A 13515-nucleotide genomic window follows, 5' to 3' on the forward strand; every position below is an offset into this window, starting at 1 on the left:
GCCCGAGATGATATGGAATTACAATTCTTCACCGTTGGTTGCTATCACATTTTTATACCAATTAAAAGAGTCTTTTTTGGAGCGTTTGAGCGTTCCGTTACCGTCATCATCCAGATCAACGTAAATAAATCCGTAGCGCTTGGACATTTCGGAAGTAGACATGCTCACAAGGTCGATAGGGCCCCAGCTGGTGTAACCAATCAGATCAACACCGTCGGCAATCGCTTCCTTCATTTGGGCAATATGCTGACGCAAGTAATCAATGCGATATGTGTCATGCACAGAGCCATCTTCCTCCACCTTATCATATGCACCCAAGCCATTTTCCACGATGAACAGAGGCTTTTGATAGCGATCATAAAACGTATTCAGTGTAACACGCAGGCCGATCGGATCGATCTGCCATCCCCAGTCGGAGGACTGCAGATACGGATTTTTCACGCCGCCAATCAGGTTTCCTGCTGCTTTCTCGCCTTCTGGACCTGCCGATACGGTCAAGGTCATGTAGTAGCTAAATGAGATAAAATCAACCGTATTATTTTTCAAAATTTCGTCATCGCCGGGTTCTGTCTGGATCACAATATTATTTTCTTCAAAATAACGATTCATATAGTTGGAATATTCCCCACGGGCATGCACATCCGTAAAGAATAGGTTCATCTGATTTTCATGCTGGGCTTTCAGTATATCCGCTGGGTTACACGTATGTGGATAGCTTTCTATACGTGCCAACATACAGCCGATCTGAGCACCCGGGATGATCTCATGTCCCCGTTTGGTTGCCAGTGCACTAGCTACAAATTGATGATGCAATGCTTGATATATCGCTTGCTGTTTGTTTTCTACACGGTCAATAACCACACCGCCACCGGTGAACGGACTCATGGTCATTACATTGATTTCATTAAAGGTCAGCCAGTATTTTACTTTATCCTTATAGCGTGTAAACACCGTTTCGGCATAATTGACGTAATGCTGTATGACTTCACGACCCAGCCAGCCATTATACTTCTGAGTCAGACCTAGCGGTGTTTCATAATGTGACAATGTTACCAAGGGCTCAATATTATATTTGCGTAGCTCATCAAATACATTGTCGTAGAATTGCAATCCTGCTTCATTCGGCTCGTGATCATAGCCATTCGGGAAAATCCGCGACCAGTGGATGGACATACGAAATACTTTAAAGCCCATTTCAGCGAACAATGCAATATCTTCTTTGTAGTGGTGGTAAAAGTCCACACCTTCACGTTTTGGGAAACGGGCATTGACTTTGCCTGCCAAAATGTCTTCGAGTCGCTCGGACGAAATCTCTATAGCGTGATCGTTCTTACGTTCCGCTTTGGGTACATAAGCAATCATGTCTGCGCTGGACAAGCCTTTTCCATCTACGTCAAAAGCACCTTCCAATTGGTTGGCTGCAGTTGCCCCGCCCCACAAGAAGTTTTTCGGAAATCCTTTTAGCATCTTCGTCATGGTATAAAGACCTCTTTCCGTATATAAGATTTTCACTTTGGCCTAAGTAATCCCATCAAATGCTGCAAATGTGAATCCATACCTAACGGTAACCGTTCTCCTTTGAAATGCATTGACAGATGCTTTAAAATAGATGTAATGCCCTCATAAGCATCCTAATTGTTGTAACGCGTTTCATGTCAAGTATTTTTTTCTTATGTGAGGAGAAGCACCATGTCGAATCTTGATCAAATTGCAAAACTGGCGGGCTTTTCCAAGGCTACGGTATCCAGAGTATTAAATCAGTCCCCCCATGTCAGTCATGAAACAAGAGCTAAGATTTTGAAAATCATGCAGGAATTAGATTATGTTCCTAATCGGAATGCCATTTCCCTATCCAAGGGTCAGACGCTTCAGATTGGTATCATCACTTCAACGATTAATGAAATTGTTCTTGCTTTTCTGGACAGCTTTGTAGAAATCGCCGGACAATATGAATTCCAGACCATTATTTATACTTCGGGAGAAGACAAAAAGAAAGAGCTTCAAGCTTTTGAAGATTTAAAAAGAAAAAGAGTCGACGCGCTGGTCATCATTTCCTGCGTGAATGACACTGATTTTTTGAGTACCTATTGTAAATATGGCCCGATCGTGGCCTGGCAACGAATGGAGCATACCGATATTCGCTCCGTCGCAATGGATCAATATGAAGGTTACATGCTAGCATTAAAGCATTTGATACAAAAAGGCTATACCCGTATAGCCAATGCTTTTGGTCGTCCGAGCAGCATCAATACCCATAGCAGACAACGAGCCTATGAACAGATCATGAGTGAGCACAATCTGCCAGTGTTGCAACACTGGAATCACTCTTCAATTTATAATATCCGTGATGGCGAACAGGTCGTACGGGATTTGTTACAGCATCGGGGGGAATTCCCAGAGGCTATTTTATGTGCTAACGATTATGTAGCTGTGGGCATTCTCTGCGAAGCACGCAGACAACGGCTGAACGTACCGGGAGATCTGGCGATTGTTGGGTTTGATAACACGGAGCTGTCGCATACGTTGGGGATTACAACGATTCAAAATCCTATCATGGCTCAAGCACAAAATGCTTTTTTCATGCTTTCCCCCCAGCTGATTGGACGCCAAATGGAGCTTCATTCGCTAGAGTACAGCCTCATTGAACGTACGACCACATAAGGTAACGCTTTACTTGCAAATTAGGCAAAAGGGTCTTGATATAAAATGTTTTTTGTCGAAACAGAATAAAAAATGTTGAAATCGCTTTTTTTTGTGCTACAATAGCACTATATCGAAGGATTGTGACCGGTGATGCGGGCAATGCCTGAGTTCAATTGAGTACTATTGCTAACAATAGTATTGAATTGTGCTTAGGCATTTTTTATTGGTAAAGGATGGGAGGGGGAACTTCAATGATTATTGAGAAGGTGCTCAATAACAACGTCCTATTGACTAAAAACGATAAAGGCAAAGAGGTCATCGTGATGGGAAGAGGTATTTCCTTCAAAAAGGTGGCTGGCGATCAAGTCGATGATGATAAAATAGATAAGATTTTCATGTTAAATGAAAACGAGTTCACGGCCAAACTAACCGAGCTGCTGAACGATATTCCTGTATCTCATCTGGAGGTCGTGAATGAAATCGTAACCCATGCAACAGAAGTGTTGGATACGGAGTTAAGCGATAATATTTATTTAACGTTGACCGACCATATTCATTTTGCCATACAACGGCAAGAAAAAGGACTGGCACTCCAAAACGCGATGCTGTATGAAATTAAACGCTTTTACAAAAAAGAATTTGCAGTTGGACTGGATGCTCTCCAAAAAATTGAAAATACGCTCGGAGTAAAATTGGGCGAAGATGAAGCGGGATTTATTGCATTGCATATGGTGAATGCACGGATTGACGGTAACGAAATGAAATCTACACTGAAAATGACCGAGATTGTCCAACATATATTGAACATTATTACGTACCATTACGGGATTGTGCTGGATGAGTCTTCTTTTAGCTATTCGAGATTTTTGACACATTTGCAATATTTTGCGATGCGAGTGATTCGTAAAGAAGTCATTCACAGTGGTGAAGAATTCTTGTACAACCAGGTGAAGCAGACGTATACCGAAGCTTTTGCTTGCGCCCAAAAGATCAATGAGTATCTGGAAAAAACATACGATCAATATTTAAGCAAGGATGAATACGTATATCTAACTATCCATATTCATCGGGTAACTGAGCGTAATAACATATAAGACTAACAACTTCATACCCCTCATCGTTCATGGATTGTGACTGGTAAGGCAGGCAAAACCTAAACTGATGGTGAAATCGACGTTCCCTTATAGGAAGAGTGCGCAGTTTTCACCACGAGTTTAGGTTTTTCTTGTTTACAAGGTTAAAAAGATGCATGCCGGCGCATCTTAGCAACAAATGTAAACGGTAAACCCTATCAGTAGCAAGAATAACCCATAAGGAGTTCTAAATATGAGTGATAAAGAACTATCTAAAAAAATAGTGACTCTCGTTGGCGGCGAAGAGAATGTCAATTCCGTATTCCATTGCGCTACACGCTTGAGATTTAAATTAAAAGATCGCACAAAAGCAGACAAAGCTGCACTGGAAGCAACACCTGGTGTCATTACAGTGGTGGAAAGCAGCGGCCAGTTCCAAGTGGTCATCGGCAACAATGTAGGTCAAGTATTTGAGCATATGATGGCAGAAACGAATTTGCAGGATGCAGACAATCCTAATGCCAAAAAGGAAGAATCTTCCGAAAAAACAAATGTTCTCGGCAAAGCGGTCGATATCATTTCCAGCATTTTCTCACCTCTCTTGGGTGCTCTTGCCGGAGCAGGTTTGCTCAAAGGGATTATGGCCTTAATTGCGTCGCTTCATTGGATTGATACTACAAGCGGTACGTATCTCATTTTGAACGCCGCTTCGGACAGCGTATTTTATTTCTTGCCTATATTCCTGGCTATTACTTCGTCCCGTAAATTTAAGACAAATGCCTTTGTATCGGTCGCAGTTGCTGGAGCACTCGTGTACCCGGATGTTATTGCAGCGGTGGACCATCCGGCAAAACTGGCTTTTCTCGGGATTCCAATCATTCTGATAAAATACAGTTCCAGCGTAATCCCAATTATTCTCGCGGTATGGGTACAGTCCTATGTGGAACGTTGGTTTAATTCCTTTGTTCATCAATCGGTTAAAAACATTATCGTCCCTATGCTATCACTGCTAGTTGTTGTTCCGTTGACGTTTTTGGCCTTTGGTCCAGTCGGTAACCTGATCAGTCAAGGCTTGGCGAACGGTTTTACATGGGTATACAATTTAAGCCCATTGATCGCCGGAGCTGTGGCTGGTGCATTCTGGCAAGTGTTTGTTATTTTCGGTGTACATTGGGGCTTCGTTCCTATTATGCTGTCCAATATTGCTACATTGGGTTATGACACGATGCTTCCGATGCTTACAGCAGCCGTACTTTCTCAAGCCGGTGCAACACTGGGGGTATTCCTGAAATCTAGAAATACTCAAATGAAGGCTTTGGCGGGTTCCTCTACACTGGCGGCTGTATTCGGGATTACAGAACCAACGATTTATGGTGTAACTTTGAAATTGAAAAAGCCTTTTATTTATGCTTGCATATCCGGTGGTATTGGTGGCGCTATTATCGCTTCTGGCGGAGCGACTGCAAAATCCTTCTCCCTACCTAGTTTACTGGCGCTGCCAACTTATTTTGGAACTGGATTCTTGTGGGTAGTCATCGGTTTGCTCGTTGCCTTTGTACTCGCAGTTGTGTTGGTTATGATTTTGGGCTTTGATGATCCAAAAGAAGAAACTGCAAAAACAGAAGCTGCGCCTATAAAGAAAGAAGTGACAATCGAGAAAGAAATTCTCGTAAGCCCACTGCAAGGTAAAGTATTGCCTTTGGAACAATCTTCTGATGTTGCTTTTGCTTCAGGTGCTATGGGGAAAGGAATCCTTATTGATCCTACAGAGGGTGTGCTGACATCTCCTGTCAATGGAACGATTACGACCGTATTCCCAACCGGACATGCCATCGGTATTACTTCCAATGACGGAGCAGAAATTCTGATTCACGTTGGTGTGAATACAGTGAAGCTGAAAGGACAATTCCTTGACAAGCGCGTCAAAGAGGGTGATGTAGTGAAGCAAGGGCAATTGTTGCTCGAATTTGATATCGAACAAATTAAGGCGGCAGGCTATACAACGACTACGCCGATTATCGTAACAAATTCCGCTCAATACCTGGACGTATTGAACACAATGGAAACTGAAGTGAAGCGTGAGGATTACTTGTTGACTGTTGTGGTCTAACATTTAATTATCAGACTAGGGCATTTTGCATAAATCCCAGGAGCGTTTTCAAATCAGCAGTATATAGATCGAAATGCTTTAATTCGTCTATATACTGTACTTACAAGCGTTGGGAATCGAATTATGCAAAATGCTGACTAAAGAAGCTTTCCCTACGGGAAAGCTTCTTTTTTATACATAATGAGACAAGTGTTACAGTGAAAAACGAAAAAATCATTTATTGTAAGTTTGAGATTGTAAAAAAAGGAGGGTTTCTGTGAAAAAAGGATATATCGCCGGGTTAAGTGTCATTGTATTGCTTCTCATTGGTATCGCTATTTCAGCTGTAGTTAAATTTCAAGATCTGGAGCAGGTTGTTCAGCAGAAAGATAAAGAGATCCAAGCAAGCAAAAGCAATTATCCCGAAATATATGACCACTTGAATGCGGTTACACTAGATGGTTTTAAGCGTTTGATTCAGCAGGATCAAAGTGTGTTTGTCTATGTCGGCAGACCGAGTTGTGGCGATTGCAATCGGTTTGAGCCTAACTTTAACAAGATGATCGAACAGTATAATCTAGGCTCTAAAATTACTTTTTTGAACGTTCACAAAATCCATAAGGACAAGCCTCAATGGAATAAATTCAAAGAGGATTACAACGTTAAATACACCCCCACTATTGCAGAATTCAGAAACGGCAAGCTGGTTGATAAAATAGAATGGACGCCCAAAAGAGACCTCAGTACGGATGCTGTAAAAGAGTGGCTGACTTCCAAGAAAATTATTATTTTATAAGTCTCTTTTCTATTCAATTCATTACAAACACAGAGAACTGTTTATGCAAAAAAAAGGTATTCATTCGTATAACGCATGAATACCTTTTTAGGAATGAACAGGCATCTAAGCTCTAATAAAAAATAGTTCCTACTACTCTTCACTGCCTTCTGATAAACCTCGTTCGTATCTATCAGTCCCTATATTGTAGACACTTCATGAGTATGGTCGTCAATCGAATCAGGAAATTCATAACGGATAATATCCGTTTCGGATACGATATGTCCGATTTGTGACTCAATGAATTCTAAATCTCCTTCTACTGCCCCTATAAAATGCTTTGTACCGGGTTCAATGACGATGACCTCACCGGGGCTGACTGTCTGTATCACGCCATTGATAGAGACACTCCCGGTTCCAGAAACTATAGTCCAAACTTCTTTACGAAACTGATGCTCATGATAGCTGATAAATCTCCCGTTTGAAATGACCACGCGTTTGGTCACTGTCTGCAATCCACTTGCTGCCGCTTGATGGGATAACACCGTTTGCTTTCCCCAGAAGCGCTCCTCAAAACGTGGTCCGATTTCAATTTCCGCCACCATATCCTTAATTCCTGTGGATGACTGCCGATCCGTAACCAGCACGCCATCCGGCCCGGCAACGACGATAATGTCCGGGACATTCCAGATACTGACCGGAATCTCCAGTTCATTGATGATATGCGAGTCATGTGAAGCTTCTGAAATATATCCTGGACCACTCAGCTTCGAACTTACTTCTCTCACCAACGAATCCCATGTGCCCAAGTCTCTCCACTCTCCATGATATGGAAGCACAGAGAGCTTATGAGTATGCTCTACTACCGCAATATCGAAGCTAGTTTTAGGCAAGTCTGCATAATTTGTCGAAAGAGATTCATAGTCGGATGGTATACCCATTTGCTTCAGAATATCCAATAAAAAGCCCAGTCTAAAAGCAAACACCCCGCAATTCCATAAGGCCCCTTCACGGATCAACGCTTCTGAACGAATCAGATCCGGCTTTTCTACAAATGAACTAACCCTATAATATGGCTGGTCAAGTGAAGGAGAGGCTGAAGGCACAATATATCCGTATTTATCAGAGGGTTCCGTCGGAGCAGCCCCCATTAATGCGATATGGCTTCCTGATTGCTCTAATATGGAAGGAAGCCTGCGCAGATGCTCAAAAAATTCATCCCCCGCATACCCGTCCACAGGCATGACCCCTACGATCTCGTCGCGTGATGCGCCTGCAACGTCATGCAAGTAGGCCGTAGCCAGGGAAATGGCCGGGAAGGTATCCCGCTGAGTCGGCTCCTCAATGACTACAGCATCTCCGCCAATTTGTCCTCGAATCAGCTCGGCCTGAGTTCCACTCGTTGAAAAATAGGCCTCATCTGCCAAATTCGCCTCATCTAATTGCCTCCATATTCGTTGCAGCATACTTTCGGGCCGTTCGTCGTGACGTAGTATGGAAAGAAACTGCTTGGGACGGTTCACATTGGATAAGGGCCACAGACGTTTACCCGAACCTCCAGATAATAAAATCATTCGCAAAGATGCAACCTTCTTCCTGTAAATTAATATTTTTCTTACATTATAAGACTGTTCATTTTTCGCATTTCTGCCGAATACATAAGTATGTATTATCGTGGCAAATACATGATTATGCAATGCTATTGTATCTTTGTCTGTACAGGAGATGTCAGTCATGCCCATAAAAATACTCATCATTGAAAATCAAAAAGGTTTGGCAGATATGATTGCTCTTCACCTTCAGGAGGAAGGCTATCATACCGAGCTTATTTATGACTCTAAACTTGCAATTCCTACACTCATGCGTTTTAAGCCGGATATTATTGTGACCGCTCTAATGTTTTCCGGTAAAGTCGAATGTGCGCTGATCAGCCAAATCCGTCAATTTACCACAGTCCCTATGCTGGTCATCTCTAATAACACCGTGCTGAATATAAGAATAAAAGCTCTGGATGACGGAGCAGATGACTTCTTATGCAAGCCGTTCAGTCTGATAGAGTTAAATGCCCGCATCAAAGCCCTGCTGCGCCGCTGCGGCCGCAACATGCCTGTTGAATCGCCAACCGTTACGCAAAGGCTTAAAAAGGTAAGAGTGTGGGTAAATGATTATCGTCACAGCCTGCTAGTCGATGACCAAGAAATAGAAGTCACTCAAATCGAATTTTCTATTATAAAAGAAATGTCCTGCAATCCAGGTAAAGTCTTTACCCGCAGTGAGCTGATGGATCGGATCAAAGGCGGAGATGGCGCTTATCTGGATCGCACTATCGACGTACATATTTCCAGCCTCCGCAAAAAAATAGAACGTGACCCTAAAAATCCTCAGCACATCCGTACCGTCTGGGGCAGAGGCTACAAATATGAGATGTAGCCGTATCATGGCTACCCATTTCCCCACTGAGCAGCTTGCTTTTTATGGAAGGTTTCGCTTCTTCCATCGCCGATAAGGAAGAAAACAAGCTGCTCCACCCAGTATCCCTATGAGGAACAGTCCCCATCCGAAACGGTAGGCGGAAGCCAGAATAACGACGACTTTCCCGTTCCCGTTACCATTGGTAATAAATCCGGTAGTTACTCCATTCACAGACAGACGGGCTCGCTGATTTTCGCCACCCAGCCTGAACTCCCATAGTGGATTGGGTGATTCGGTCTCCCGGATCAGCACCTGCTGATGTGTCGGATTATATAGCGTAAAACTACGTTCCATGGAATTCTCACGAGTAGCCTGAATGCTTTCCGAAGCATGTGGAGCCATAAAAAAGGTATCCATATCCGTTCCCTCAAACAACGTAAATTGATCCACTGTAATCATGGCTTGATAAGGGATAATGGAATATTCCTTCATTTGAAATAAGCCTGACTGCTTCTTGTGCGCATGCGCTAAAATTTGAAACTGCATCATGGCGGTTCCTGCCGGTGCCTTCACAATTTGATCATAATGATTCCATTGTTCCTTATCTCTCTCCTCCACCTCATCAATATAGGAGGTTTGAAGAACCTGGGACGCTTTATTCAAAAATATGACCTTCATGTGCCGACTTCCAACTTGTGCTGATCGCGCATCCAACTGCACGGCATACTCTTGCAGCGGCTCGGCCTTCATTTTCTTGGACGCATATATATTCCAGTCACAGGAATAGCTAGGTGTGTAACGGATAGAGAGTCCTTCGTCCATAAATGACAGGTTCGTCTGGCCAGGTCGTATATCCGCTACACATCCGACATCCGTGTCTAATGACTCCTTCGTGTTCTCCCCAGGCATTACCGTCACTTCCTGCCCGCCCATTCGATGAATATCTCCAAAACGGCTCAATGACGGTACTTGGCTGTCCAGCACAAGGGTTAAGTGATACTTTCCCTTGGTTAGGAACAGATTTTTGAATTCTATTCGGCCATAGTCGTTCAGCAGACCGGGAATTTGTATGATTTTCTTGGCAAAACCATCCTGATCGGGCACCGTTTCAATAACCTGCTTTTCAGATAAAGAGGTAGCGGGTAACCGCTTATACGACTCTTCCGTACGAATCGTTCTGGTCAGCACCTCTCCCGTCTCTTCATTCACCCACTTCATCGTTAATGACCCATGGTATCCTGCAGGTAGATTAGCCAAAATAGCTGTGGCATAGGTTCCCGTTTTGGCGACTTCCACATCCCTGCTTAACGTCCCCTTCTGATAGCTGATCCCTCGCCCCATACTAAGTCTTGGCAAAGCACGCTCCGTCTGCACATTCCCTTGGGCGTTAAAATCGTTCTCTGCCTCCAAGGTGAAAAAGAGCTTGCCCCGCTTCAATGCCTGCTCCACTGGAAAAGATAACCGATCTAGCTGATCCACAGGCACAATCGCAAATTGATTGACCGCATTAAAACCTTGCAGGTTATTAACCGTGACTGGAGTATCTCCTTTTGGAAAAACATGTTCTCCCAGATCGACCCATTGAAATTGGTTTAAACCATCATCCTGGGTCTTGATACTAACCACTTTGTCCGGTAACGTGACTTGTAATTTCCCGCCTGCCTTATTCATAAACACTCTGGCATATACATGCGAGGTTTGAGGTTGATCCAGTTTTTTGTGCATCGTAAACGTGTTAGGCTTACTGTATTGCCCCAAATCACGTAGCTGGATATCATGAATCCACCAGTAATTTTTTTGCTGTGGACGCTGCAGGGTTAACAAATCCATTCGCATCCAATAGCTGCCGGGCGGCGACACGTATTCCCCGTAAAATTTCACACTGTCAAAATTATATCCCTCCGAAGGCGCCACGACATAGCTAACCCCCAGTTCACGCATTTGCTTATCGTAAAATCTCATTTTCACATGCATTTTGTTCGTTCCGCGACCGGAAACAGTAATTTGGAACTGATACGGATTATTTTCCTTGGCTTCCAGCAAACCCGATCGAGCGACCTGCCATATATTACTCGGGTCACCCTTCATAATTTCGCCATGCAGAGTTGGCACATCATTCAATTCCTCACGGGGATTAGCCTGCACACTGAACAACTGCGGGTTATCCGGCTTGAAGAAGGTTTCGGTCCGCAACATGGAATCAAAGTCCACAACCGTCTTCCCTTCGATGCTGCTCATCTGATACGGGGCCACATCCAGCTTCTTACTGGCAAAGGTGACCGCAATCCCTGCATCCATTTCCATATCGAACGGAAAGTTCCGTATATTTTGGGAGGATAAATACCACAACCAATCGTTGGTCGAGGCAAAGGTTTTGGACCATTTTAAAAAGGCATTACCATCCTCAATGGCATCAAAAGGCCGTAAGTAATCCTCTGCTGGAAGCTGTGACAATAGCAAGTCATTAAAGGACACCGCTTCCACATAATCCCCTTTGTTAATCGTCTGGACGGTTTTTAGCTCAGGCTTTAACGCACTGAACAGCACTCCAAAGCGGCTAAAATCAAAACCGGGCAGATGGCTGTAGCTCTCCAGCCGGCTAAAACCGTAAGGTGTTACAATTTTACTCGCAAGGATGTTCATATAGGGTGGTGTCTGGTCGAGATTGAATATGGAAAATAGCCCGTTCTGGTACGTACGTTTCAGCCCGGTCTGACCTTCCAGCTGAGAGAGGTGGAAATCCTGACGCTTCTCCTGTCCCACATATTCATCATGGTAGACCAACTGGTTAACACCAAAGGTAGAGAACAGCCAACCTAATCGGGAGCTTAATCCGTTGTCCATGACATACTGTAGAAAATTCATATAGTATGTAATACCGGGATCATTGCCCTCATGATGAAAGATCGTATTTTTAGGAGAAGAGTATACCTGAAAATCTCCCGTTGCCTTTTCGTTTGCGGTCTTCCCTTTATTCCATTTGGGCGTGGCTACTCCGTTATAGCTCTGAATCATATTGTCAGCAATCGGAAAGTATAATGCCTTGCTATCGAAACGATCCGGATCAGTCAGCTTTTCAGCCATTTGAGCATAAGCCTCTGGCACTTGTACTGGCTTGTAGTACCCCTCAATGAACTGAGTGCGCAAGGGAGCAAAATATACCCCCAGGCACAAGACAACGATAACGACCGCCAGCTTTTTATATACACGCTGTAGCGGCGAGGATCCGAACCATTCCATAAATTGAATGACACCAAAGGTCAGCAACACCCCGAAGTTAAGGGCAATCAGTCCAATAAATTTGTTAGGATCACGGAAAACCGAACCAATCACAGGGGTTTTCGTAACCAGAATGACAAACCACTTGGCAATCGATGGGAACGTCGTCCCGGTAGCTGCAACCAGAAACAGCAGCGTAAGTAGCGAGAAGATCAGAATGATCGGATTTTTATGTGAACGTGTCACCATCGCATACCCGATCAATAGCAACAAAAATCCCCCTCCTACATAAAACATGACAGGCAGTGAGGACAAGGAAAACATGGGCCACCAATAGCTCAGTAAATAACCCACATTATTTAAACTGCTGTTGCGGCTGAACAGAGACAACGTATCCACGACATTGATATTATGCTGAGACGCTTGAGCGTCCATCAACATGCTACCGACATATAGAGACAACCAATAAAAACTGAGCAGACCGAAAAACATGCCAAAAATGATCCCTTTACGCAAAAAATTGCCGTATAACGGCTGCAAATAGGTGCGACCAGCCTTACGGTGGGTCCAGGTCAGCTTGATCAATAGCAACATGGTGAACAAGCCCAAATAAATCATGCCGAAGAAAAAATAGTGAATTGCCGCAGCACTAACGGTGAATACCGCAGCCAACAGAAACAGGTCGATCCAGTTCCGCTGATACAGCTTGTGGGAATGATAGTTTTTAATTTGTTGAATTTGAAACTTGGGGTCCACCGCACTGAAAAAGAACCGCAGCATTAACGGAAATAAACTATATCCACAGAGCAAATAAATATGCTGAATGCGGAAAATAACCCACGGATTCAACGCATAAAACAACGAGCCGACCATGATGGCAAAAATACGGGTCTTCGTAAAGCTTGGTGAATAATACACGCTAACCAATCGTTTGGCAAAGGCATACATCGAAAATGCCGAAACAAATAACAAGCCTGTAATAAACGACTTGAGCAAGACCGGTCCGCTTTCGTCAAATAAGAGTGACAGTCCATAGAAGGGCAAGATGTACAGGATACGTGGAGCATTGAACAAGGTCGAGGTAGACCATCGCTCGTTCCATACCCCGGTTATTTCCTCCAGATACCGATGAGAGGTGGCTCCAAAAGCAATGTCGCTAAACACAATTTGCCCTGGTCCATAGATGGGTGCAAGATATGCAACAATCGCAATCAGCATCAACATCATTGCCGCCATATCGTAACGATAGTGAAATACCCATTTTTTCATGCTTGTCCCCCTCTCTTGAACTTCTCGTATATCTG

8 protein-coding genes are annotated in these 13515 nt (G+C 43.8%); 5 read left to right on the forward strand and 3 right to left on the reverse strand.

The genetic code is table 11. The features are described from left to right. Positions 1–18: 18 nt before the first annotated feature. A complete protein-coding gene (locus tag ACYCS5_RS05495) occupies positions 19–1476 on the reverse strand; it encodes a glycoside hydrolase family 1 protein (RefSeq protein WP_165148771.1) in 1458 nt (485 codons plus the stop codon). A gap of 213 nt (positions 1477–1689) precedes the next feature. On the opposite strand from ACYCS5_RS05495, the gene ACYCS5_RS05500 reads away from it, so the two are divergent. From ACYCS5_RS05500 to ACYCS5_RS05515, 4 genes are all read left to right on the forward strand, one after another. Then, complete coding sequence (locus ACYCS5_RS05500; protein ID WP_029518387.1) at positions 1690–2661, forward strand: LacI family DNA-binding transcriptional regulator; 972 nt, start codon at positions 1690–1692, stop codon at positions 2659–2661. 233 nt (positions 2662–2894) lie between these two features. After that, positions 2895–3737 (forward strand): BglG family transcription antiterminator LicT, encoded by an 843-nt coding sequence (gene licT, locus ACYCS5_RS05505; RefSeq protein ID WP_023990001.1) that lies wholly within the window; start codon positions 2895–2897, stop codon positions 3735–3737. A gap of 232 nt (positions 3738–3969) precedes the next feature. Further along, on the forward strand, positions 3970–5826 hold the full coding sequence (locus tag ACYCS5_RS05510) for a beta-glucoside-specific PTS transporter subunit IIABC (RefSeq protein WP_165148765.1): 1857 nt from the start codon (positions 3970–3972) through the stop codon (positions 5824–5826). A 256-nt stretch (positions 5827–6082) separates the two neighbouring features. Beyond that, a complete protein-coding gene (locus tag ACYCS5_RS05515; RefSeq protein ID WP_029518385.1) occupies positions 6083–6601 on the forward strand; it encodes a thioredoxin family protein in 519 nt (172 codons plus the stop codon). Positions 6602–6780: 179 nt separating this feature from the next. Here ACYCS5_RS05515 and ACYCS5_RS05520 read toward each other — a convergent pair whose 3' ends face one another. Then, on the reverse strand, positions 6781–8154 hold the full coding sequence (locus ACYCS5_RS05520; RefSeq protein ID WP_165148878.1) for a sugar phosphate nucleotidyltransferase: 1374 nt from the start codon (positions 8152–8154) through the stop codon (positions 6781–6783). Positions 8155–8314: 160 nt separating this feature from the next. Here ACYCS5_RS05520 and ACYCS5_RS05525 point away from each other — a divergent pair, with 160 nt between their 5' ends. Continuing rightward, a complete protein-coding gene (locus ACYCS5_RS05525) occupies positions 8315–9010 on the forward strand; it encodes a response regulator transcription factor (protein ID WP_459760927.1) in 696 nt (231 codons plus the stop codon). Positions 9011–9052: 42 nt separating this feature from the next. On the opposite strand, the gene ACYCS5_RS05530 is transcribed toward ACYCS5_RS05525, so the two are convergent. Next, positions 9053–13480 carry a hypothetical protein gene (locus ACYCS5_RS05530; protein WP_459760928.1) on the reverse strand — a complete coding sequence of 1476 codons (4428 nt, stop codon included), beginning with the start codon at positions 13478–13480 and terminating at the stop codon, positions 9053–9055. Positions 13481–13515: the final 35 nt, after the last annotated feature.

This window comes from Paenibacillus sp. SEL3 (genome assembly GCF_054602585.1).

Excerpts from the sequence above, each read along its gene's own strand:
- ACYCS5_RS05510 (WP_165148765.1), top strand. The coding sequence starts at position 3,970 with ATGAGTGATAAAGAACTATCTAAAAAAATAGTGACTCTCGTTGGCGGC.
- ACYCS5_RS05525 (WP_459760927.1), top strand. The coding sequence starts at position 8,315 with ATGCCCATAAAAATACTCATCATTGAAAATCAAAAAGGTTTGGCAGAT.
- ACYCS5_RS05530 (WP_459760928.1), bottom strand. The coding sequence starts at position 13,480 with ATGAAAAAATGGGTATTTCACTATCGTTACGATATGGCGGCAATGATG.
- licT (WP_023990001.1), top strand. The coding sequence starts at position 2,895 with ATGATTATTGAGAAGGTGCTCAATAACAACGTCCTATTGACTAAAAAC.
- ACYCS5_RS05520 (WP_165148878.1), bottom strand. The coding sequence starts at position 8,154 with ATGATTTTATTATCTGGAGGTTCGGGTAAACGTCTGTGGCCCTTATCC.
- ACYCS5_RS05495 (WP_165148771.1), bottom strand. The coding sequence starts at position 1,476 with ATGACGAAGATGCTAAAAGGATTTCCGAAAAACTTCTTGTGGGGCGGG.
- ACYCS5_RS05500 (WP_029518387.1), top strand. The coding sequence starts at position 1,690 with ATGTCGAATCTTGATCAAATTGCAAAACTGGCGGGCTTTTCCAAGGCT.